The sequence below is a fragment of the Pseudomonas sp. 4CAES_32.4 genome (genome assembly GCF_058136335.1).
This window is the reverse complement of record NZ_CM176882.1, coordinates 1,869,904-1,893,342: the sequence shown is the minus strand read 5'-3', so window position 1 is coordinate 1,893,342 and position 23,439 is coordinate 1,869,904. Positions and strand designations below refer to the sequence as shown.

The following is a 23,439-nucleotide window of genomic DNA, read 5'->3' as shown; positions in this document are numbered from 1 at the left end:
CGGGCTTGCCTGCGAATCGCCGCAATACGGCTTTACCTGATGCAAAGAAACAGCTGTGAGCAACCCGGCAGCTGTTAATCACAAGAATAAAAAGATCCGAGGTGTTGCATGTCCGAGCTGTCCAAAGCGCGCATCCCCGACGCACCCGCCATTCAGCGATTGCCCCTTTTGCAACTGATCCTGGTCGGTTTGCAACATGTTCTGCTGATGTACGGTGGTGCCATCGCGGTGCCGCTGATCATTGGACAGGCCGCTGGCCTGAGTCGTGAAGAAATTGCCTTCCTGATCAACGCCGACCTGCTGGTCGCCGGTGTCGCCACTATCGTGCAGTCCATGGGCATTGGTCCGATGGGCATTCGCATGCCGGTGATGATGGGCGCCAGTTTTGCCGCTGTCGGCAGCATGGTCGCCATGGCCGGCATGCCCGGTATCGGCCTGCAAGGCATCTTCGGTGCCACGATCGCCGCCGGTTTCTTCGGCATGATCATCGCGCCGTTCATGTCCAAGGTCGTACGCTTCTTCCCACCGCTGGTGACCGGCACGGTCATCACCTCGATCGGTTTGTCGCTGTTCCCCGTGGCCGTGAATTGGGCCGGTGGCGGCGTCGATGCCGCACAATTCGGCTCACCGATTTATCTGGCCATCGCCGCGCTGGTGTTGGGCACCATTCTGCTGATCCACCGCTTCATGCGCGGTTTCTGGGTCAACATCTCCGTACTGATCGGCATGTGCATCGGCTACGTGCTGTGCGGCGCGATCGGCATGGTCGACCTGAGTGGCATGGCCAACGCGCCATGGATTCAGTTCGTTACCCCGCTGCATTTCGGCATGCCGAAATTCGAGCTCGCGCCGATCCTGTCGATGTGCCTGGTGGTGGTGATCATCTTCGTCGAGTCCACCGGCATGTTCCTCGCGCTGGGCAAAATCACCGATCAGGAAGTCTGCCCACGCATGCTGCGTCGCGGCTTGCTGTGTGATGCCGGCGCCTCGTTTGTCGCCGGTTTCTTCAACACCTTCACCCACTCCTCGTTCGCGCAGAACATCGGTCTGGTGCAGATGACCGGCGTGCGCTGCCGCTCGGTGACCATCGTTGCCGGTGGCTTGCTGATCGTCCTGAGTCTGCTGCCCAAAGCCGCATTCCTCGTCGCGTCGATTCCGCCAGCCGTATTGGGCGGTGCAGCGATTGCGATGTTCGGCATGGTCGCGGCCACCGGCATCAAGATTCTCCAGGAAGCCGACATCGGTGACCGTCGCAACCAGTTGCTGGTGGCGGTGAGCATCGGCATGGGCCTGATCCCGGTGGTACGTCCGGAATTCTTCGCGCATCTGCCGCTGTGGATGAGCCCGATTACCCACAGCGGCATCGCGATGGCAACGCTCAGCGCGCTGACGCTGAACCTGCTGTTCAACATTCTTGGCGGCAAAGAACGCGCAGCAATCAACGACTGCCACGCGCACCAGCACTGACGGCAACACCGGTATCCCCCTGTAGGAGTGAGCCTGCTCCGGGCGGCGTTCCGACGATAGCGTTTTTTCAGTCAACAGATGTGTTGAATGTCACACCGCGATCGCGAGCAGGCTCACTCCTACAAAGGGCAAAAAAAGCTCTGCGCCTCAACAATAAAAACAAGAGGGAGCAACAGATGATTCGTACACAGACAAATGTGCTGTTAAGCGGTGGCCTGCTGGCCGCGAGTCAGGCCATGGCCGGCGATCTCCTGCTGTGGCAGACCAACAGCCTCAGCTATCTGTACGGCAAGAATTTCGCCATCAACCCGTCGATCCAGCAAACGCTGACCTTCGAGCACGCCGACAAGTGGAAGTACGGCGACAACTTCCTGTTCGTCGACAAGATCTTCTACAACGGCAAAGAAGACGCGAACAAAGGCCCGCACGCCTTCTACGGCGAATTCACCCCGCGCTTCTCGTTCGGCAAGATCTTCGACCAGAAACTCGAATTCGGCCCGATCAAAGACGTCTTGCTCGCCATGACCTACGAATACGGCGAAGGCGACAGTGAGGCGTACCTGATCGGCCCTGGCTTCGACCTAAAAGTGCCCGGCTTCAATTACGTCACCCTGAACATCTTCCGCCGCCAGACCGAAGGCCCGCGCCCCGGCGACGGCGTCTGGCAGATCACTCCCGGTTGGTCGTACAGCTTTCCCCTGGGCAATTCCGATGTGCTGATCGACGGCTACCTCGACTGGGTGGTCGACAACGACGAGAACTCGCGTGGCACCTATCACGCCAACCTGCACATCAATCCTCAGATCAAATACGACCTGGGCAAAGCCCTGGGCTGGAGCCAGAAGCAGCTGTACGTCGGCACCGAATACAGCTACTGGAAGAACAAATACGGCGTCGAAAACACGCACAACTTCGACACCAATCAGAACACCGCCAGCCTGCTGGTGAAGGTGCACTTTTAAGATGGCCCGCAACCGTGCCCCATACCTGTCGTCGGTGCTCTGTTGCGGGGCACTTGAGAGCTGGCCGAGGAGTCAGTATTCTCCGCGGCCTCTTGAATTCGGTCTAAAAAAAAGCCCGGATTTAATTCCTGACCGACGGGCCAACTTATCCCGGCCCCGGTCAGTACCGAGGCATCCCGAAAACACGCTCAATCGACTGTTTTTCAGCAGCCGACGGGCGTTTTTTTGCTTTTCGAAAAGCCTTGGCCCAGCTCTTGCTAACAGCATGAAAGCTGACCAATCGGATGACTTTTGCAGCAATGAAAAAAGGCGCCACACCAGAGCGCCGATCTTAAAAAAATAAACGTGGAACACCTACTTTGGGAGCAACCGAATGAAACGTATGTGCACCAGCCTGATGCTTGCGGGATCGATGTTGGCCGGGGGCCAGGCCATGGCCGATGGCCTGCTGCAATGGCAGAACAACAGCCTGACCTACCTCTATGGCAAGGACTTCCAGGTCAACCCGCGCATCCAGCAGACCGTCACCTTCGAACACGCCGATGCGTGGACGTACGGCGACAACTTCTTCTTCATCGACAAGATCTTCTACAACGGTGACAAGGACTTCAACAACGGTCCGAACACCTACTACGGCGAGTTCCAACCACGCATCTCGCTGGGCAAGGTGCTCAACCAGAAGATCGAATTCGGCCCGATCAAAGACGTCCTGCTGGCGATGACTTACGAGTTCGGCGAAGGTGACTCCGAGTCCTACCTGATCGGTCCAGGCTTCGACCTGGCCATCCCGGGCTTCGACTACTTCCAGTTGAACTTCTACCAGCGCCACACCGAAGGTTCGCGTGCCGGTGACAACGTCTGGCAGATCACCCCGGTCTGGTCCTACACCATTCCTGTGGGCAACTCGAACATCCTGATCGATGGCTACATGGACTGGGTGACCGACAACGATTCCAACTCCAAAGGCGATTACCACGCCAACCTGCACTTCAACCCGCAGGTCAAATACGACTTGGGCAAGGCGCTGAGTTTTGGCGAGAAGCAGTTGTATGTCGGTGTTGAATACGACTACTGGAAAGACAAGTACGGCATCGACGACACCGGTGCCTTCAAGACCAATCAGAGCGTGACCAACTTCCTGGTGAAGTTCCACTTCTGATGCAGGTGTAAGTGGCGTCTGCAAAGACGCCATCGCTGGCAAGCCAGCTCCCACAGGGTTTTGTGTCGCACACAATTATTGTGTTCACCCAAAAACCTGTGGGAGCTGGCTTGCCAGCGATTAGCCGCACCGCAGATTTCAGGCGGGAGCCTGCGCCTCGGTTATCCCCAGAAACCGGCACAGCTCATCGCGCTTGGCCAACGCATCCCGTCGCCCCAAATCGATCAACTCGCTGCAATACCCCGCCTCGAACAACAGATAACTCAGCACCCCCGCCCCACTCGTCTTGGTCGCCCCCGGCCCACGCAAGAACAAGCGCAGTGCCGCCGGCAATTCCTGGCGATGCCGCGCCGCAATCTCGTCGATCGGCTGACTCGGCGAAATCACCAGCACCTCCACCGGCGCCACCCCTAGCTCGCGAGTCGGTGTGCCAGTGGGCATCAAATGGCTGAACTGGTTGAGACGCTGCAGCAACTCGATGTCGCTCTCCAAACTGTCAATGAACGTGCTGTTGAGCATGTGCCCGCCGATCTGTGCCAGCGTCGGCTGTTGCCCCGTGTAGGTGCGCTCCAGCGGCTGTTGTGGATCGAAACCGCGCGGGTTGCCGCTGACGCCGATCACCAGCACGCGAGTCGCGCCAAGATGCAGCGCCGGACTGATCGGTGCCGATTGCCGCACCGCGCCGTCGCCGAAATACTCATCACCGATCTTCACTGGCGCGAACAACAGCGGAATCGCCGAGCTGGCCAATAGATGGTCGACCGACAATTGCGTCGGCACCCCAATGCGCCGATGGCGCAGCCACGAATCAATCGTGCCGCCACCCTGATAGAACGTCACCGCCTGCCCCGACTCATAGCCGAACGCGGTCACCGCCACGGCGTGCAATTGCTTGCGCGCGATGGATTCGGCGATGCCGGGCATGTGCAGTTTTTCATTGAGCAGTTCGCGCAGCGGCGAACTGTTGAGCAACGCCACCGGCAGATGCCGACCGAGGCCGAGCAAGCTGTGGCTGACAAAACGGCTGGCCTGACGGATGACGCCGGGCCAGTCACTGCGCAGCACGCGGTGACTGCGAAAGCCCTGCCAGAACTGCGTCAGGCGTTCGATGGCAGCGCGAAAATCTGTGGCACCACTGGCGAGGCTCACCGCATTGATCGCGCCAGCGGATGTACCAACGATCACCGGGAACGGATTGTCCGCCCCCAACGGCAACAACTCGGCAATCGCCGCCAGCACGCCCACCTGATACGCCGCCCGAGCCCCGCCGCCGGAAAGAATCAAACCTGTGACCGGTTCAGCTGGGCTCATCGCAACACTCCATGGTGCTTAAGGGGATGGGTCAATCAGCCGCGTTTGGCGTACAGCTTCGGCTCGCCGGGTGGCCGGCTCTTGAAGCGACGGTGCGCCCACAGATATTGCTCCGGGCAATCGCGCAAAACGCCTTCGACCCACTGGTTGATGCGGATGCAGTCGGCTTCTTCGGTCTCGCCCGGGAAATCTTCCAGCGGCGGATGCACGACCAGACGATAACCACTGCCATCGGCCAGACGCTCCTGCGTGAACGGCACCACCAGTGCTTTACCCAGACGGGCAAATTTGGTGGTCGCGGTCACGGTCGCGGCCTGAATGCCAAACAGCGGCACAAAGATGCTCTGCTTGGCGCCGTAGTCCTGATCCGGCGCGTACCAGATCGCCCGACCGGAACGCAGCAGCTTGAGCATGCCGCGCACGTCGTCACGCTCCACCGCCAGCGAATCGAGATTGTGCCGCTCGCGGCCCTGACGCTGGATGTAGTCGAACAACGGGTTTTTGTGCTCGCGGTACATGCCATCGATGGTGTGCTGCTGACCGAGCAATGCCGCGCCGATTTCCAGAGTGGTGAAATGCACCGCCATCAGAATCACGCCTTTGCCTTCGCGCTGGGCTTTTTGCAAATGCTCCAGGCCTTCGACGTGGGCCAGTTTGGCCAGACGCTCGCGCGACCACCACCAGCTCATCGCCATTTCAAAAAACGCGATACCGGTGGAGGCGAAGTTTTCCTTGAGCAGGCGTTTGCGCTCGGCGGCGGATTTTTCCGGGAAGCACAGTTCAAGATTGCGCTTGGCAATGCGCCGCCGGTCGCCGGCGAAGCGATACATCAACGCACCCAAAAATCGACCGATGGTCAGCAACGCCGGATACGGCAACTGCACGATCAGCCACAAAAGCCCCAAGCCGCACCAGAGCGGCCAGAAGCGTGGAGCAAGAAATGCTTTTCGAAAACGCGGGCGATCCATTAAAGCTTCCGTAAATACAGTGGCCGCGCATTCTACATCGTTCGACCCGGCTTGCGGCCTGCGGGCGTTCTCGTTATAAGTCTCGGCACTTTTAGTGACAAGCCGTTGTATGCCGACATGAGCAAAACCGAACCGTTAGACCAAGATCCCGTGTTCCAGTTGAAGGGCAGCATGCTGGCCATTACCGTGCTGGAACTGGCCCGTAACGACCTCGACAGCCTCGATCGGCAATTGGCCGCCAAAGTTGCGCAGGCGCCGAATTTCTTCAGCAACGCGCCGCTGGTTCTGGCGCTGGACAAACTGCCGCCGGGCGAAGGCGCCGTCGATCTGCCGGGCCTGATGCGCGTGTGCCGTCAACATGGCCTGCGCACCTTGGCGATCCGCGCCAGCCGCATCGAAGACATCGCCGCCGCCATCGCTATCGACATCCCGGTGTTGCCGCCCTCCGGCGCCCGCGAACGACCGCTGGAAATGGCCGAAGCCGAAGTCAAAAAGAAGCCGGAAAAGCCGCCTGAGCCGGCCGTCAAACAGACCCGCGTCATCACCACGCCAGTACGTGGTGGCCAACAGATATATGCCCAGGGTGGCGATTTGGTGGTGGTGTCTTCGGTCAGTCCGGGGGCGGAACTTCTCGCCGATGGCAACATCCATGTATACGGCCCGATGCGTGGCCGGGCACTGGCCGGCGTTAAAGGTGATACCAAGGCACGGATTTTCTGTCAGCAATTGAGCGCTGAACTGATCTCCATCGCCGGTCATTACAAGGTGTCCGAAGATTTGCGCCGCGACCCAATGTGGGGTTCGGGCGTACAGGTCAGCCTGTCGGGCGACGTGTTGAACATCATTCGGCTTTAACGGATACTGCCGCATTTTCCAAGCATCTCTAAAACGTAGCGAAAACGGCTCAAACGAAGTAGGAAAAAGGCCCAAAGCCAAATTCCAGCCAAGGCTGTCCGACTGCAGTAGTTTTCAAGAGATGTTTTTCAGGGGCTAAAAAGTCCTTCTTCCTTAGGGGTGAAACACCTTGGCCAAGATTCTCGTGGTTACATCCGGCAAGGGTGGTGTGGGTAAGACCACCACCAGCGCCGCTATCGGTACCGGCCTCGCTCTGCGCGGCCACAAAACAGTGATCGTCGACTTCGACGTGGGCTTGCGTAACCTTGACCTGATCATGGGTTGCGAGCGCCGCGTGGTGTATGACTTCGTCAACGTCGTCAACGGCGAAGCCAACCTGCAACAGGCACTGATCAAAGACAAGCGCCTGGAAAACCTCTACGTACTGGCCGCCAGTCAGACCCGCGACAAAGACGCGCTGACCGTCGAAGGCGTGGAAAAAGTCCTGATGGAGCTCAAGGAACAATTCGAGTTCGTCGTCTGCGACTCCCCGGCAGGCATCGAGAAAGGTGCACACCTGGCCATGTACTTCGCTGACGAAGCGATCGTCGTGACCAACCCGGAAGTGTCCTCGGTACGAGATTCGGACCGCATGCTCGGCCTGCTGGCGAGCAAATCGCGTCGTGCCGAACGTGGCGAAGACCCGATCAAGGAACACCTGCTGATCACCCGCTACCATCCAGAGCGTGTGGAAAAGGGCGAGATGCTTGGCGTTGAAGACGTCAAGGAAATCCTCTCGGTAACCCTGCTCGGCGTGATCCCGGAATCCCAGGCGGTGCTCAAGGCATCCAACCAGGGCGTCCCGGTGATTCTCGACGACCAGAGCGATGCCGGTCAGGCTTACAGCGATACCGTCGACCGCTTGCTGGGCAAAGAAAAAGCCCACCGTTTCCTCGATGTCGAGAAGAAGGGATTCTTCGAGCGCCTGTTTGGAGGTAGGTAATGAACCTTTTTGACTTCTTTCGTGCCAACAAAAAGCCAAGTACCGCCTCGGTAGCGAAAGAGCGTCTACAGATCATCGTGGCGCATGAGCGCGGCCAGCGCAGCACGCCGGATTACTTGCCAGCCTTGCAGAAGGAACTGGTCGACGTGATCCGCAAGTACGTCAACATCGGCAACGACGACGTACATGTTGCACTGGAAAGCCAGGGCAGTTGCTCGATTCTGGAACTCAACATCACCCTGCCCGATCGCTGAGTCGATTGGGTAGTCGCTACGGCGGCTCGGGCTGTTGATGCTCGTGTAGGAGCTGCCGAAGGCTGCGATCTTTTGATCCTCAAAGTCAAAAGATCGCAGCCTTCGGCAGCTCCTACAGGGGTTATCAGCAGTCCCGAGCCGCCGTTGGCATTTGTTACGAGGCTGTTTTAATGCCGTTGTCCAACATCCGCATCATCCATCAGGACGCCGCCGTACTGGTGGTCGACAAACCGACGTTGCTGCTCTCGGTGCCCGGTCGCGCCGACGACAACAAGGATTGCCTGATCACCCGTCTGCAGGAAAACGGCTACCCGGAAGCGCGCATCGTCCATCGTCTGGACTGGGAAACCTCCGGCATCATTTTGCTTGCGCGTGACGCCGACACTCACCGCGAACTGTCACGCCAGTTTCACGACCGTGAAACAGAGAAGGCCTACACTGCGCTGGCCTGGGGTCAACCGGAACTGGACAGCGGCAGCATCGACCTGCCCCTGCGCTACGATCCGCCGACCAAACCGCGTCATGTGGTCGATCACGAATTCGGCAAACATGCGCTGACCTTCTGGCGCGTGCTGGAACGCTGCGGCGACTGGTGCCGGGTTGAACTGACACCGATCACCGGCCGTTCACACCAGTTGCGCGTGCATATGTTGTCGATTGGTCACCCGTTGCTGGGTGACGGGCTGTACGCCCATGAGCAAGCCCTCGCGGCCTGGCCACGCCTGTGTCTGCACGCGAGCATGCTCAGCTTCACCCACCCGCAGTCCGGCGAGCGCTTGCGCTTCGAATGCCCGGCCCCGTTCTGAGGATTGCCTGACCGGCCGTCCTGTTGTTGGAAAGGATTTTTCTTTCGCATGAGTTGTATCGATTCCCTGGCGACACCCCTCAAGAAAGTTCATCACCAGTTGCTGTATCTGATTTACGGCAACCAGGACGTGTACCGCCGCGAAGCCAAGTTCAGCATCCTCACGGTGCTGTCCCAGGCCAAGGACGGCAAGATCCCGGCGATCAGGATTCTCACCGATCGCCCGCAGGACTATGTCGGCTGGCCGGTTGATACCGTGTTGCTCGACGAAACGACCCTGACGCGCTGGCAAGGCGTGCACGGCTATCACCATCGCCGCAAGGCCTGCGCCATCGCCGCCGGCATGCAACTGGCGGAGAAGACCCTGTTCGTCGACACCGACACGCTGTTCACCCGCCACCCGAATCTTCTGTTCGAATCCATCGAGCCGAACCGCTCGGTGATGGACCGTTTCGAGTACGACTGGAAAGACGTCCACGAGCGCAGCGATTATCTGAAACTCGGCCGTGACCTCAGCGCCCATGGCGTGACACCGGACAACGGTTTCAAGCTCTACAACAGTGGCCTGTGCGGCGTGACCGAAAACGACGCGGCGCTGTTCGAAGAGTCGATCCGGCTGATCGATGAATGGACGGTGGGCGGTTTCGAGATTCACACCATCGAACAGATCGCGCTGTCCTACGCCATGCGCGGGCGTGAGGTGGTGGAAGCACGCAAACACGTTTACCACTACTTCGCCGAAAAGCGTTTTTTCCATGCGATGCAGACGTACTTCTTCTCGCAGCATGGCGAAGTCTTCAGCCAGCGTCTGGTCGACCTGTGCAGCGATGTGCCACGGGTCAAACCGTTCCCTTCAGCCTGGCAGCGCTTGAAGATCAAATGGAAACTGCGCAACCAGAGCGGAGCGATGCGCAAGGTCGGGCGCGATCTGCTGTATGGCAGTGCCGCTCCAGAGGATCCGTACTACAGCGTTTGCCGCCACGAATGGTGGGAATGCGCCTCGCGGGAAATTCTGCGCTGGGACGAGAGCCGACAGAAAAAGCTGCTCAACCAGAGCCGTTGGCCAAAACAACTGCCGCGCCCGGACAAGCCCGAGGATGAGAAAATCATCATGAATTACCTGAAAAAGCGCGTTCTGACGACTCGCTGAGAATCCGTCCCCGGTAGGAGCTGCGGCACGCTGCGATCTTCTGATTCTGCTTTTTGCAATCAAAATCAAAAGATCGCAGCGTGCCGCAGCTCCCAGAGGGTTCCGGTTCGGATTCAATTCCCCGACCGATGCGTTAAACTCCCGGCCATTGCTGTCTGGAGCTTCTTATGCGCGAAGAGTTGAACCAAGGCCTGATCGACTTCCTCAAGGCCTCCCCTACCCCGTTCCACGCCACTGCCAGTCTTGTTCAGCGTCTGGAGGCCGCCGGTTTCGTGCGCCTCGACGAGCGTGAGCCGTGGCACACCGAGGCCAACGGCCGCTATTACGTTACCCGTAACGACTCTTCCATCGTCGCGATCAAAATGGGCCGCAACTCGCCGCTGCACGACGGCATTCGTCTGGTCGGCGCCCACACCGACAGCCCGTGCCTGCGAGTCAAGCCTCAGCCGGAACTGCAACGCCAGGGTTTCTGGCAACTGGGCGTCGAAGTCTACGGCGGCGCGCTGCTGGCGCCGTGGTTCGACCGTGATCTGTCGCTGGCCGGTCGCGTGACCTTCCGCCGCGATGGCAAGGTCGAGAGCCAGTTGATCGACTTCAAGGCACCGATCGCGATCATTCCCAACCTGGCCATTCACCTCAACCGTGAAGCCAACCAGGGCTGGGCGATCAATGCCCAGACCGAATTGCCACCGATCCTCGCGCAATTCGCCGGTGACGAACGCGTTGATTTCCGCGCCGTGCTCACCGATCAACTGGCCCGCGAACACGGCTTGAACGCCGACGTCGTGCTCGATTACGAGCTGAGTTTCTACGACACGCAAAGTGCTGCGGTGATTGGCCTCAATGGCGACTTCATTGCCGGCGCGCGCCTCGACAACCTGCTGTCGTGCTACGCCGGCCTGCAGGCGCTGCTGACCGCCGAGACCGACGAAACCTGCGTGCTGGTGTGCAACGACCATGAAGAAGTCGGCTCCTGCTCGGCGTGTGGTGCCGATGGCCCGATGCTCGAACAGACCTTGCGCCGCCTGCTGCCGGAAGGTGACGAGTTCGTTCGCACCATCCAGAAATCCCTGCTGGTTTCGGCCGACAACGCCCACGGCGTGCATCCGAACTACGCGGAAAAGCACGACGCCAACCACGGTCCGAAACTCAATGCCGGCCCGGTGATCAAGGTCAACAGCAACCAGCGTTACGCCACCAACAGCGAAACCGCCGGATTCTTCCGCCATCTGTGCATGGCCGAAGAAGTGCCGGTGCAAAGCTTCGTGGTGCGCAGCGACATGGGCTGTGGTTCGACCATCGGCCCGATCACCGCCAGCCACCTCGGCGTGCGCACGGTGGATATCGGCCTGCCGACCTTCGCCATGCACTCGATCCGCGAACTGTGCGGCAGCCACGACCTGGCGCATCTGGTCAAAGTGCTGAGCGCGTTCTACGCCTGCCGCGAATTGCCTTAAAAACTGCGCCTGGGCTGGCCCCCACCTTGGAATTCATTCCACTGTGGGAGCCAGCCCTGCTGGCGATGAGGCCACTACAGATTTCATCCTGAAACCGATTCAATTCTGATACACATCAGAATGCCTCAGCCAAAACCGACCTAGACTTACATCATTCATTTCGACAAGGCAGTCTCCATGATCTCGATGTCTTCGTTCCACGCCATGCTCATTCCTATTCTGTGCGGAATGATCCTGCTGGCCATCGGCTTCAACTTCCGCGACAAGAACGCCGGGGTGTTCGCCATGTGGATCGGCATGCTCACGATCCTTGCCACCGTGGTCTACAAGATCCTCGCCAAACTCAACGAATAACCACCCAGCGGCTCGCATTGCTACAGGCGGGCTCGTACACTCGTTCGATCCGCCCACCGCGAGGTTGACCGCCTAGTGCTTGCTCGTCTTTTTGCTTTACCCAGTCTGTTCCTTGTCTGCCTGATGACGCTGCTGCCGCTGGCGCCTGCCCAGGCGGTTGGTCTGCCCGGCCTGCTCAACACCAACAAGGCCCAGCCCGAAGCTCAGGAACCGCTCGGCCAGTCGCTGGACGAAGTCATCAAGTCGCTGGAAAACGACAAGCAACGCGCACAGTTGCTGACCGACCTGAAGAAGCTGCGCGACGCCACGAAGAAGGCACAAGCTTCGCCCGAAGAAGGCGTACTCGGCCTGATCGGCGGCACCCTCGCCAATTTCGAAAAACAATTCACCGGCGCCGACAGCCCGCTCAACCGCTGGGGCAACGAGTTCGATCTGGCCAAGGAAGAACTGAGCGGCATGATGTTGCCGGCCAACGAGTGGCTGCCGATCATTTTCGGTTTTGCCATGATCCTTGCGGTGTGGAGCCTGCTTGCCGCCGCGCTGATCTGGCTCGGCCATCGCATGCGCATGCGCTTCGGCCTCACAGAAGAACTGCCGCAACACCCCAAAGCCCTCGACATGCTGCGCTTCGCCCTGCGCAAACTCGGGCCTTGGCTGATCGCTTTGGTGATGACCGTTTACATGAGCTACGCGCTGCCGTCGTCGCTGGGCAAAAGCCTGGCGATGGTGCTCGCCTATGCCTTGGTGGTCGGCACCTGTTTCTCGGCGATCTGCGTGATTGCCTTCTCCCTGCTCGATGGCCCGCACCGCCATCGCGCGCTGTACATCCTGCGCCATCAGGCCTTCCGGCCACTCTGGCTGATCGGCAGCTTCGCCGCGTTCGGTGAAGCGCTGAGCGACCCGAAACTGGTAGAAAGCCTCGGCGTGCATCTGGCGCACACCGCCGCGACAGTCGCCAATGTCCTCGCGGCCCTGTCGACCGGGTTGTTCATCCTGCGTTTCCGCCGGCCGATCGCGCACCTGATCCGCAACCAACCGTTGTCACGCCGCCTGACCCGCCGCGCCCTCAGCGACACCATCGATATCCTCGGCACCTTCTGGTACGTGCCGGCGTTGGTGCTGGTCGCGATCTCGCTGTTCGCCACCTTCGTCTCCGCCGGCGACACCAGCACCGCGTTACGCCAATCGCTGATCTGCACCGTATTGCTGGTGTTGTGCATGGTCATCAACGGCCTCGTGCGACGTCATTCCCTGAAACCGCAACGCGGCGCCAAACGGCATGCGCTGTATTCGGATCGCCTGAAAAACTTTTTCTACACCCTCGCCCACATGCTGGTCTGGCTGGCGTTTATCGAGTTGGGCCTGCGGGTGTGGGGCAAGTCGCTGATCACCTTCGCTGAAGGTGACGGACATGATGTCAGCGTCAAATTGTTCAGCCTCGCCAGCACGCTGATCTTCGCCTGGCTGATCTGGATTCTCGCCGACACCGCCGTGCACCACGCCCTCACCCGCTCGCGCAAAGGCCTGGCCAACGCCCGTGCACAAACGATGATGCCGTTGATCCGCAACGTTCTGTTCGTGACGATTTTCATCATCGCGTTGATCGTCGCACTGGCAAACATGGGCATGAACGTTACGCCACTGCTGGCCGGTGCCGGTGTCATCGGTCTGGCAATCGGTTTCGGTGCGCAGTCGCTGGTCGCGGACTTGATTACCGGCCTGTTCATCATCATCGAGGACTCGCTGGCCATCGATGACTACGTCGACGTTGGCGGCCACCTCGGCACCGTCGAGGGCCTGACCATCCGCACCGTGCGCCTGCGCGACATCGACGGCATCGTCCACACGATCCCGTTCAGCGAAATCAAAAGCATCAAGAACTACTCCCGCGAATTCGGCTACGCGATCTTCCGGGTGGCGGTGCCGTACAACATGGAGATCGACGACGCGATCAAACTGATGCGCGAAGTCGGCCAGAAAATGCGCACCGATCCATTGCAGCGCCGCAACATCTGGTCGCCGCTGGAGATTCAAGGCGTGGAAAGTTTTGAGTCCGGCAGTGCGATTCTTCGTGCCCGTTTCAAGACTGCGCCGATCAAGCAGTGGGAAGTTTCGCGGGCGTTTAACCTGTCGCTCAAACGTCACCTGGATGAGGCAGGACTGGATCTGGCGACGCCGCGGATGAGTGTGCAGGTGATCACCGCCGGCGGCGGTCAACCGAAGGAATAGCACTCACGCGCGCGGTTGCAGTCACAGGCAGGGAAGCCCGAACAACAACAATCAAGGAGAAACCCGATGCAACTGACGCGCATTGCCCAGACCGTTTTGCTCACTCTTTTGGCCAGCCACGCGGGCGCCGCGACGATGGACAGCACCCGCGCCGAGATCGCCGAACAAGCACAGAAGCTTGAGCCGCAACTGCTGGAAACCCGCCGCGACATCCATGCCCACCCCGAACTCGGCAACACCGAAAAACGCACCGCCGAACTGGTCGCCAAACAGCTCAAGGCCATGGGCCTGGAAGTGAAAACCGGCGTCGCCCGCACTGGCGTGGTCGCCGTTCTCAAAGGCGCCCTGCCCGGCCCGACCGTGGCCCTGCGCGCCGACATGGACGCGCTGCCGGTCAAGGAAGTCGCCGACCTGCCATTCGCCTCGAAAGCCAAAGGCACCTACCTCGACAAAGAAGTCGACGTGATGCACGCCTGCGGCCACGACGCCCACACCGCGATCCTGCTCAGCACGGCGAAAATTCTCACCGGCATGCGCGACACCTTGCCCGGCACCGTGGTGTTCTATTTCCAGCCCGCCGAAGAAGGCCCAAGCGACTTCATCCCCGACGGCAAAAACACCTGGGGCGCGAAAATGATGGTCGAGGAAGGCGTGATGAAATCACCGAAACCCGACGCCGTCTTCGGCCTGCACGTCTGGGCCGGCGTCCCCGCCGGCCAGATCGCTTACCGCCCCGGGCCAACGCTGGCCAGCTCCGACGACCTGCGCATCAAAATCCTCGGCAAACAAACCCACGCCGGCCGCCCATGGGACGGCATCGACCCGATCACCGTCGGCGCACAAACCATCGTCGGCCTGCAAACCGTGGTCAGCCGTCGCACCGATATTTCCTCGTATCCATCAGTGGTCAGCATCGGCACCATCAACGGCGGCACGCGCTACAACATCATCCCCGAATCCGTCGACATGACCGGGACGATCCGCTCCTACGACTACGGCATCCGCCAGAGACTGCACACCGACGTCCGCCAGACCATCGAAAAAATCGCCGAGAGTGGTGGTGCGAAAGCGGATGTCACCATCATCGAAAAATACGACCCAACCATTAACAACCCGGCACTCACCGAAAAAATGCTGCCAACGTTGAAGTGGGCGGCCAAGGACGACGTGGTCAATGCACCGCTGGTGGGCGGCGCGGAAGACTTCTCGTTCTTTGCCAAGGAAGTGCCGGGACTGTTCGTGTTTCTCGGCGTGACACCGAGGGATCAAGACATGAGCAAAGCCGCGCCGAATCACAATCCGGGGTTCTTTGTGGATGAGTCGGCGCTGGTGGTCGGCGTAAGGACATTGGCCTCATTGGCGACGGATTATTTGTATGCCAATGCGGGGGCGGGCAAATAGGGATTAGGTGACTGTGGGCGCGTCTTCGCGAGCAAGCTCGCTCCCACATTTGGACCGGGTGCAGCCTGCCAGGAATTGGTCGGCTGTCAGGCCGCCATCGCTGGCAAGCCAGCTCCCACAGGGATTGAGTTCACCGCTAGATATTCATATCGCTTCGGCTTCTCACCACTCAACACAATGAGCGCAAGCTCGAGTACCGCTTTTGATCTTGCCGTGCCGGCCCCATCGACAGGCTGAGTGGAGGGATTGATACGGGGGTGGGAGCGCAGCGACCGTTTGGCGAAGCCAAACACAGCGAGAGGAGGTGCAGCGAAGCAAACCGGAGGCGCTGCCCCCGGATCGATCCCGCAACGAAGGGACCCCGAGCCCCAGCGAGCGGGCCGAACGCAGGAGCAAGCGTTTTTTGCTTACTTTTTTTGGCGTTTGAAAAAAAGTGAGTCGCCGTAAGGGCGAAACCCTAAGCCGCCGTTACCGCAGCAACGGATAAACCCCCCAAAAGATCAAACAACATCAACCCCCACGTGAATCGCATCATGCCGCCAAAACTCCAGATCACAATCAATCAACCGCTCATGCTGATCATAATTAACCCGAGCAATCCGCAACCCCGGACTCCCGACAGAAACCCGTAAAGCCGCCGCCGCATCCACCGACAACGACGTCGGCACAATCTCGAACCGCACCCGCCCATAGTGCAAATCGTAATGCCGCGCATACAACTCGGTCATCGACTGATTCAAATCAAACTCAAGAATCCCCGGAAAAAACTGCGGATTCAAATAGTGCTCCACATACAACACCAGGCGCCCATCAATGCGCCGCGACCGGCAAATCTGAATTACGCTCGACAACGCCGGCAACTGCAACCACGCACACACCGCCGCCGATGCCGGCTGCAACCGCGCCGAAATCACCTCGGTCGACGGCACCCGCCCCTGCGCACTGACCATCGCGTGAAAGTGACTGCGCTGCATCAGGTTGTACGCCAGACGCGGCGGTGACACGAACCAACCGCGCCGCTCCTCGCGATAAATCTGCCCCTGCGCCTCCAGTTGCAACAACGCCTCACGCACGGTAATCCGCGTCGTGCCGAACAACTCACTGAGCTTGCGTTCGGCCGGCAACTTGCTGCCCGCCGCCAGCAGACCGTGATCGAGCTGTTCCTGCAGCACCTGGCCAATCGCTGTCACCGTTTTTGTTGCCTCATCGCGCATCAACGTTACCTATCTGGACTAGACCAGCACTGTTTCAGGGCAAAAACTCACGGCCAACGAACCATTTCCGTGTGTTGCAAGCCTAGGCAGTGCAGATGACCGAGAGATGACAAAACTACCGAACGGTCATTCTCACGACTTGCAATACATCGGCCAAGTCCCTTGCCTGCCGGGGCTCGAGCATGGTCTACGCTTATCTGGCAACCGCCGATACCGGGCATACAAAAGACCTGCCGCAGGGCCGCCGACATCAAAGTGTCATCCAGCCCGCCTAAATTGGCTCAGGTATTGCTGACCTAGACCAACCCACACCGCAATCGCAGCGTTGAACACGACCAAGGAGCTTCGGAATGAAACAGCTTTTCCTGGCAACACTGTTAGGCTCGACCATTGTAATGTGCACCTCGGCCATGGCCGCCGGCACCGATCTGAAAACCCTCGAAGCCGCTGCGAAAGCGGAAGGCGCCGTCAACAGCGTCGGCATGCCGGATGACTGGGCCAACTGGAAAGGCACCTGGGAAGACCTGGCCAAGACCTACGGCCTGAAACACATCGACACCGACATGAGCTCGGCCCAGGAAATCGCCAAGTTCGCCGCAGAAAAAGACAACGCCACCGCCGACATCGGCGACGTCGGTGCTGCCTTCGGCCCGATCGCGGTCAAGCAAGGCGTGGTGCAGCCGTACAAGCCAAGCACTTGGGATCAAGTCCCGGACTGGGCCAAGGACAAGGACGGCAACTGGGCGCTGGCCTACACCGGCACCATCGCCTTCATCGTCAACAAGAAGCTGCTGCACGGTTCCGAAGTGCCGACCAAATGGGCTGACCTCAAGGGCGGCAAATACAAGGTTTCCATCGGTGACGTAAGCACCGCAGCACAAGCTGCCAACGGCGTTCTAGCTGCGGCACTGGCCAACGGTGGCGACGAGAAAAACATCAAGCCTGCCCTGCTGCTGTTTGCCGACATCGCCAAGCAAGGTCGCCTGTCGATGGCCAACCCGACCATCGCCACCATGGAAAAAGGCGAGATCGAAGTCGGCGTGGTCTGGGACTTCAACGGTCTGAGCTACAAAGCCAAGATGGCCAACCCGGATGACTACGTGGTGCTGATCCCGTCCGACGGTTCGGTGATTTCCGGTTACACCACGATCATCAACAAGTACGCGAAAAACCCTAACGCCGCCAAGCTGACCCGCGAATATATCTTCAGCGACGCCGGCCAGACCAACCTCGCTCGCGGCAACGCCCGCCCGATCCGCGCCGAGCACCTGCAACTGCCGGAAGACGTGAAAGCCAAGCTGCTGCCGAACGAGCAGTACAAGAAAGTCACGCCGATCAAAGACGCCGATGCGTGGGAAAAGACTTCCAAAGCCCTGCCACAGGCGTGGAACGAAGAAGTGATCGTAGAGATGAAATAAAGCGGCTGATCACCACTTTGTGATCTGAAACAAATTCCCATGTAGGAGTGAGCCTGCTCGCGATAGCGGTAGTTCAGTCAACATTGTCGTTGAATGTTCAACCGCTATCGCGAGCAGGCTCACTCCTACAGGGGATCTCGGTTGATTCTGAAATTTCCTGTTTCGCGGAGTTTTTGCCCCTATGAAGCACAACGTCATCCTTGTCGTGCTCGACGGCCTCAACTACGAGGTCGCGCGTCACGCCATGGGGCATCTGCAGGCTTACGTTGGCGCAGGACGCGCCGTGCTCTATCAGTTGGAGTGCGAGCTGCCAGCCCTGTCCCGACCGCTTTATGAATGCATCCTCACTGGCGTGCCACCGATCGACAGCGGCATCGTCCACAACAACGTCTCGCGCCTGTCCAATCAGCGCAGCATTTATCACTACGCCCGCGATGCCGGTTTGAAAACCGCTGCTGCGGCGTATCACTGGGTCAGCGAGCTGTACAACCGCTCGCCCTTCGTCGCCGCCCGCGACCGCCACACCGACAATCTGTCGCTGCCGATCCAGCACGGACATTTTTACTGGAGCGATCACTACCCGGATTCGCACCTGTTCGCCGACGCCGAAAACCTGCGCCTGCGCCACGAGCCGAACTTCCTGCTGATCCACCCGATGAACATTGACGACGCCGGGCACAAACACGGCCTCGACTCTTCGCAATACCGCAACAGCGCGCGTTCGGCGGACATCATCCTCGCCGACTATTTGCAGAACTGGCTCGACGCCGGTTACCAAGTGCTGGTGACCGCCGACCACGGCATGAACAACGATCGCTCGCATAACGGCTTGCTGCCGGAAGAACGCCAGGTGCCGCTGTTCGTCCTCGGCGATGCCTTCACCCTCAACGCTGACGCTGCGCCAAAACAAACGGAAATCTGCGGCACGGTCTGCGAACTGCTCGGCGTGCCCCACGACAAACCTGTGTGCCGGGAGCTGCTCAAGTGAATGCCATGACTCGCGGCAAATGGCTGGCGGCGCTGTGCCTGGTGCCCTTCGCGCTTTTCTTCATCGTCTTCGAAATCGCCCCGCTGGTCTGGGTGATGATCAACAGTCTGCAATCGGAAGAGTTCGGTTGGGGTTTCGCCAACTTCAGCAAGATCTTCAGCTCGAAGTTTTATTTGCAGGCGATCCAGTACAGTCTCGAGATCAGTTTCTGGTCGAGCGTGTTCGGCATCATCATCGCCGTTCTCGGTGCCTATTCCTTGCGCCGCGTTGACTCGAAACTGCGCAATTTCGTGAATGCCTTTGCCAACATGACCAGCAACTTCGCCGGGGTGCCTTTGGCGTTTGCGTTCATCATCCTGCTCGGTTTCAACGGCAGCATCACCCTCATGTTGAAACAGTCGGGGATCATTCAGGACTTCAACCTGTACTCGAAAACCGGGCTGATCATCCTCTACACCTACTTCCAGATTCCCCTCGGCGTGCTGCTGCTCTACCCGGCCTTCGACGCCTTGCGAGAAGACTGGCGCGAGTCCGCCGCGCTGCTTGGCGCCAACGGCTGGCAGTTCTGGCGGCACATCGGTTTGCCAGTGCTGACCCCGGCGCTGCTCGGTACGTTCGTGATCCTGCTGGCCAACGCCCTCGGCGCGTATGCCACGGTGTATGCGTTGACGACGGGCAACTTCAACGTTCTGCCGATCCGTATCGCGGCGATGGTCTCCGGCGACATTTCCCTCGATCCGAATCTGGCCAGCGCACTGGCCGTGGTGCTGGTGGCGCTGATGACCATCGTCACTGTCGTGCATCAACTGCTGTTGAAGAGGAGCTACCATGTCTCGCGCTGAATCCGGCCCGGCCGGCCTCTACCACCGCGTCGTGGTCTACCTGCTGTTCGCCATCCTCTTGCTGCCACTGGTTGGCACGCTGATCTACTCGATCGCCAGCAGTTGGTCGGCAACCATTCTCCCTAGCGGCTTCACCTTCAAGTGGTACCTCCAGTTGTGGAGCGATCCGCGCTTCCTGCACGCCTTCGGCCAGTCATTGATCGTGTGCGTCGGCGCACTGGTGCTGTCGGTGGTGTTGATTCTGCCACTGCTGTTTGTGGTGCATTACCACTTCCCGAAGCTCGATGCGCTGATGAACATCTTGATCCTGCTGCCCTTCGCCGTGCCGCCGGTGGTGTCCTCGGTAGGTCTGTTGCAGCTCTACGGTTCCGGGCCGATGGCGATGGTCGGCACGCCGTGGATCCTGATCGGTTGTTACTTCACCGTGGCGCTGCCGTTCATGTACCGGGCGATCACCAACAACCTGCAAGCGATCAACCTGCGTGACCTGATGGACGCCGCGCAACTGCTCGGAGCCAGCACCTTTCAAGCAGCGGTTCTGGTGGTATTGCCGAACCTGCGCAAAGGCCTGATGGTCGCGTTGCTGCTGTCGTTCTCGTTCCTGTTCGGTGAGTTCGTATTCGCCAACATCCTCGTCGGTACGCGCTACGAAACCCTGCAGGTTTACCTGAACAACATGCGCAACAGCAGCGGCCACTTCACCAGTGCCCTGGTTATTTCGTACTTCTTTTTCGTGCTGGTCCTGACCTGGATCGCCAACATCTTGAACAAGGACAAAAGCGAATGAGCTATGTCAGCGTCCAACACCTGCAGAAAAGTTACGCCGGCACTACCGTGTTCAGCGACATCGACTGCGAGATCAACAAAGGCGAATTCGTCACCCTGCTCGGCCCTTCCGGTTGCGGCAAGTCCACCCTGCTGCGCTGCATCGCCGGCCTGACGCCGGTCGATGGCGGCCAGATCCTCCTCGATGGCGTCGACATCGTGCCGTTGAGCCCGCAGAAGCGCGGGATCGGCATGGTGTTCCAGAGCTATGCATTGTTTCCCAACATGACAGTCGAGCAGAACGTCGCCTTCGGTTTGCGCATGCAAAAGGTTAATGCCGACGACAGTCATAAACGCGTTTCGGAAGTGTTGAAACTGGTTGAACTGAACGACTTCGCCAGCCGCTATCCGCATCAATTGTCTGGTGGCCAATGCCAGCGTGTCGCCCTCGCCCGCTCACTGGTCACGCGTCCACGTTTGCTGCTGCTGGATGAGCCGCTGTCGGCGCTCGATGCGCGGATTCGTAAACACCTGCGTGAACAGATCCGCCAGATTCAACGCGAACTCGGCCTGACCACGATTTTTGTCACCCACGATCAGGAAGAAGCGCTGACCATGTCTGACCGGATTTTCCTGATGAATCAGGGAAAAATCGTACAGAGCGGCGACGCCGAAACCCTATACACCGCGCCAGTCGATGTGTTCGCCGCCGGCTTCATCGGCAACTACAACCTGCTCGACGCCGAAGCCGCGTCGAAACTGTTGCAGCGCCCGATCAATCACCGCATCGCCATTCGCCCGGAAGCCATCGAACTGAGCCTCAACGGCGAACTCGACGCGCAGATCCGCAGCCACAGCCTGCTCGGCAACGTGATCCGCTATCGCATCGAAGCCCGTGGGGTGGAACTGGTGGTGGACGTGCTCAACCGCTCGGCCGCCGATCTGCATCCCGACGGTCAGCGTCTGGCGCTTTCCATCGATCCGACGGCCCTGTGTGAAGTCGCTTAAAAGCAGCTGCGCGCTTCGAGCTACAAGCTTCAAGTTGTAGACTGCGGCGCAGCTGATTCCAATTCTTGCAGCTCGAAGCTTGTAGCTCGCAGCTGTTCTCGGAGAGAACTGATGGCCCTGGCAATTTTTGATCTGGACGAAACCTTGATCCACGGCGACTGCGCCACCCTCTGGAGCGAGCAGATGGGGCGCTTGGGCTGGGTCGACCCCGAGTCGTTCATGCGCAAGAACAACGAACTGATGGACGCCTACAGCCATGGCAAATTGCGCATGGAAGAGTACATGGACTTCAGCCTGGAGCCGCTGATCGGGCGCACGCCGGAAGAGGTCGAGCACTTGGTCGGCCCTTGGGTTGAAGACTTCATCGAACCCATCATCTTCAGCGACGCCACCAAAACCATCGCCGCTCACCGCAAGGCCGGCGACCGGATTCTGGTGATCTCGGCGTCGGGCACGCACTTGGTCAGACCGATTGCCGATCGCTTGGGTATCGATGAAATTCTGGGGATTGAACTGGAAGTCGCCCATGGCGTGTACAGCGGCCACACCGTCGGCACCCTGACTTACCGCGAAGGCAAGATCACCCGATTGCTGGAATGGCTGGATGCTGAGGAAGAGAATCTGGAAGGCGCGAGCTTCTATTCAGACTCTCGCAATGATTTGCCGTTGCTGCTGAAGGTGGATTTTCCGCATGTGGTCAACCCGGATCCGGTGTTGCTTGAGCACGCCGAAAAAGCCGGCTGGCCAATCCATCTCTGGAAATAGAAGCAAAAGATCGCAGCCTTCGGCAGCTCCTACATTTGGAATGCATTCCCCTGTAGGAGCTGCCGAAGGCTGCGATCTTTTGATCTTGCTCCTGTATCAGCTCAGACTTTCGTCAATCACCAACACCAGTTTCCCCGCCACCGTATTACTCGCCAGCTCGGCAAACGCCGCCTCGGCATCTTTCACCGGGAAGGCCTTGGCCAACTGCGGACGCAACCGCCCTTCGGCAAACAACGGCCACACGTGCTGACCCAGATCACTCAACAGATCCGCTTTGAATTGATCGTCACGGCTGCGCAACGTCGAGCCGAGCAATTGCACGCGCTTGCCTAACACCTGCGCCAGATCCAGTTTCGCCTCGCGGCCACCCATCAGGCCGATCAGCACCCAACGCCCGTCCAGCGCGATCAGTTTCAGATTCAGCGCCGAATAATTGCCGCCGACCGGATCGAGGATCACATCGAACGGTCCGAAGTCGCGCAGGCTTTCCAGATCATCGGTGCGAACCACCCCGCCCTGCGCGCCCAGAGCCTCGCAGTACGCCAACCGCTCGGCTGAACCGACGCTGACCCAGCAAGGATTGCCAAACGCCTTGCACAACTGAATGGCGGCTGAACCGATCCCACTTGCCCCGGCGTGCAAGAGAACTTTCTCACCCGGTTTGAGCGCCGCAAGTTGAAACACATTCAACCAGACTGTTGCGTAAACCTCGGGCAATGCCGCCGCCTCGATCAGCGAAACGCCTTCGGGCACCGGCAGCACATGCCGCCCGTCGACCACCACCTCTTCGGCCATGCCGCCCCCGGCCAGCAAGGCGCAAACCCGATCGCCGACCTGCCACGAACTGCCGGCACCGACCTCACTGATGACCCCGGAGCACTCAAGACCTAGCACTTGGCTGGCGCCCGGCGGTGGCGGATAAAGCCCCGCTTTCTGTAATAAATCGGCGCGATTGAGGCCGGCTGCCGCCACTCGGATGCGGACTTGTCCTACATCACACGTAGGACTCGGCTCCTCAACCCATGCCACTTGACCTTCAACGCCTTGCAATGCCTTCACAGTGCCTCCATAGTGAGTCTGGACTG

The 23,439-nt window shown here is 59.5% G+C and carries 22 protein-coding genes; 18 read left to right on the top strand and 4 right to left on the bottom strand.

Going from position 1 to position 23,439, the window contains the following annotated elements:
• Positions 1-108 precede the first annotated feature (108 nt).
• The 3 genes from AC3Y64_RS08605 (at position 109) to AC3Y64_RS08595 (ending at position 3,588) form a co-directional block, all read left to right on the top strand.
• A complete protein-coding gene (locus tag AC3Y64_RS08605) occupies positions 109-1,467 on the top strand; it encodes a nucleobase:cation symporter-2 family protein (RefSeq protein ID WP_489987115.1) in 1,359 nt (452 codons plus the stop codon).
• A 176-nt stretch (positions 1,468-1,643) separates the two neighbouring features.
• Positions 1,644-2,429 carry an outer membrane protein OmpK gene (locus AC3Y64_RS08600; RefSeq protein ID WP_064118622.1) on the top strand — a complete coding sequence of 262 codons (786 nt, stop codon included), beginning with the start codon at positions 1,644-1,646 and terminating at the stop codon, positions 2,427-2,429.
• Between the two features lie 373 nt (positions 2,430-2,802).
• Positions 2,803-3,588, top strand: coding sequence for an outer membrane protein OmpK (locus AC3Y64_RS08595; protein ID WP_489987114.1), 786 nt, complete (start codon positions 2,803-2,805; stop codon positions 3,586-3,588).
• A 138-nt stretch (positions 3,589-3,726) separates the two neighbouring features.
• On the opposite strand, the gene AC3Y64_RS08590 is transcribed toward AC3Y64_RS08595, so the two are convergent.
• Both AC3Y64_RS08590 and AC3Y64_RS08585 read right to left on the bottom strand, forming a co-directional pair.
• Entirely contained in the window at positions 3,727-4,899 is a 1,173-nt protein-coding gene (locus AC3Y64_RS08590) for a patatin-like phospholipase family protein (RefSeq protein ID WP_489987113.1), read from the bottom strand.
• Between the two features lie 35 nt (positions 4,900-4,934).
• Complete coding sequence (locus AC3Y64_RS08585) at positions 4,935-5,867, bottom strand: lipid A biosynthesis lauroyl acyltransferase (protein WP_489987112.1); 933 nt, start codon at positions 5,865-5,867, stop codon at positions 4,935-4,937.
• Positions 5,868-5,984: 117 nt separating this feature from the next.
• Here AC3Y64_RS08585 and minC point away from each other — a divergent pair, with 117 nt between their 5' ends.
• The 9 genes from minC to AC3Y64_RS08540 all read left to right on the top strand — a co-directional run bounded on the left by minC (position 5,985) and on the right by AC3Y64_RS08540 (position 15,354).
• The gene (gene minC, locus AC3Y64_RS08580; RefSeq protein WP_489987111.1) at positions 5,985-6,722 is read left to right on the top strand and encodes a septum site-determining protein MinC; all 738 of its coding nucleotides are present in this window, start codon (positions 5,985-5,987) and stop codon (positions 6,720-6,722) included.
• A 169-nt stretch (positions 6,723-6,891) separates the two neighbouring features.
• Positions 6,892-7,704 carry a septum site-determining protein MinD gene (gene minD, locus AC3Y64_RS08575; protein WP_007913953.1) on the top strand — a complete coding sequence of 271 codons (813 nt, stop codon included), beginning with the start codon at positions 6,892-6,894 and terminating at the stop codon, positions 7,702-7,704.
• Positions 7,704-7,958, top strand: a complete 255-nt coding sequence (gene minE, locus AC3Y64_RS08570; RefSeq protein WP_003223146.1) for a cell division topological specificity factor MinE — start codon at positions 7,704-7,706, stop codon at positions 7,956-7,958. Before minD ends, minE begins: the two co-directional genes overlap by 1 nt.
• A gap of 170 nt (positions 7,959-8,128) precedes the next feature.
• The gene (locus tag AC3Y64_RS08565; RefSeq protein WP_008080882.1) at positions 8,129-8,764 is read left to right on the top strand and encodes an RluA family pseudouridine synthase; all 636 of its coding nucleotides are present in this window, start codon (positions 8,129-8,131) and stop codon (positions 8,762-8,764) included.
• Positions 8,765-8,812: 48 nt separating this feature from the next.
• Positions 8,813-9,913, top strand: coding sequence for a hypothetical protein (locus AC3Y64_RS08560; RefSeq protein WP_489987110.1), 1,101 nt, complete (start codon positions 8,813-8,815; stop codon positions 9,911-9,913).
• A gap of 167 nt (positions 9,914-10,080) precedes the next feature.
• A complete protein-coding gene (locus tag AC3Y64_RS08555; RefSeq protein ID WP_122594945.1) occupies positions 10,081-11,370 on the top strand; it encodes a M18 family aminopeptidase in 1,290 nt (429 codons plus the stop codon).
• A gap of 177 nt (positions 11,371-11,547) precedes the next feature.
• Positions 11,548-11,724 carry a hypothetical protein gene (locus AC3Y64_RS08550; protein WP_162835980.1) on the top strand — a complete coding sequence of 59 codons (177 nt, stop codon included), beginning with the start codon at positions 11,548-11,550 and terminating at the stop codon, positions 11,722-11,724.
• 75 nt (positions 11,725-11,799) lie between these two features.
• A complete protein-coding gene (locus tag AC3Y64_RS08545) occupies positions 11,800-13,953 on the top strand; it encodes a mechanosensitive ion channel family protein (protein ID WP_158953786.1) in 2,154 nt (717 codons plus the stop codon).
• 66 nt (positions 13,954-14,019) lie between these two features.
• Positions 14,020-15,354, top strand: a complete 1,335-nt coding sequence (locus AC3Y64_RS08540) for an amidohydrolase (RefSeq protein ID WP_489987109.1) — start codon at positions 14,020-14,022, stop codon at positions 15,352-15,354.
• 500 nt (positions 15,355-15,854) lie between these two features.
• Here the strand turns inward: AC3Y64_RS08540 and AC3Y64_RS08535 are convergent, their stop codons facing one another.
• Positions 15,855-16,568, bottom strand: a complete 714-nt coding sequence (locus tag AC3Y64_RS08535; protein WP_489987108.1) for a UTRA domain-containing protein — start codon at positions 16,566-16,568, stop codon at positions 15,855-15,857.
• A gap of 350 nt (positions 16,569-16,918) precedes the next feature.
• Here AC3Y64_RS08535 and AC3Y64_RS08530 point away from each other — a divergent pair, with 350 nt between their 5' ends.
• From AC3Y64_RS08530 to AC3Y64_RS08505, 6 genes are all read left to right on the top strand, one after another.
• On the top strand, positions 16,919-17,986 hold the full coding sequence (locus AC3Y64_RS08530) for an ABC transporter substrate-binding protein (protein ID WP_489987107.1): 1,068 nt from the start codon (positions 16,919-16,921) through the stop codon (positions 17,984-17,986).
• A gap of 181 nt (positions 17,987-18,167) precedes the next feature.
• The gene (locus AC3Y64_RS08525; RefSeq protein WP_489987106.1) at positions 18,168-18,974 is read left to right on the top strand and encodes an alkaline phosphatase family protein; all 807 of its coding nucleotides are present in this window, start codon (positions 18,168-18,170) and stop codon (positions 18,972-18,974) included.
• Positions 18,975-18,979: 5 nt separating this feature from the next.
• The gene (locus AC3Y64_RS08520; protein ID WP_489987936.1) at positions 18,980-19,816 is read left to right on the top strand and encodes an ABC transporter permease; all 837 of its coding nucleotides are present in this window, start codon (positions 18,980-18,982) and stop codon (positions 19,814-19,816) included.
• The gene (locus tag AC3Y64_RS08515) at positions 19,803-20,603 is read left to right on the top strand and encodes an ABC transporter permease (RefSeq protein ID WP_158954897.1); all 801 of its coding nucleotides are present in this window, start codon (positions 19,803-19,805) and stop codon (positions 20,601-20,603) included. The genes AC3Y64_RS08520 and AC3Y64_RS08515 overlap by 14 nt, the downstream gene beginning before the upstream one ends.
• Positions 20,600-21,589: an ABC transporter ATP-binding protein gene (locus AC3Y64_RS08510; protein WP_489987105.1), complete on the top strand. Its 990-nt coding sequence runs from the start codon at positions 20,600-20,602 to the stop codon at positions 21,587-21,589. Before AC3Y64_RS08515 ends, AC3Y64_RS08510 begins: the two co-directional genes overlap by 4 nt.
• A gap of 111 nt (positions 21,590-21,700) precedes the next feature.
• Entirely contained in the window at positions 21,701-22,354 is a 654-nt protein-coding gene (locus AC3Y64_RS08505; protein WP_489987104.1) for an HAD family hydrolase, read from the top strand.
• A 96-nt stretch (positions 22,355-22,450) separates the two neighbouring features.
• Here the strand turns inward: AC3Y64_RS08505 and AC3Y64_RS08500 are convergent, their stop codons facing one another.
• The gene (locus AC3Y64_RS08500) at positions 22,451-23,413 is read right to left on the bottom strand and encodes a zinc-binding dehydrogenase (RefSeq protein ID WP_489987103.1); all 963 of its coding nucleotides are present in this window, start codon (positions 23,411-23,413) and stop codon (positions 22,451-22,453) included.
• Positions 23,414-23,439 lie beyond the last annotated feature (26 nt).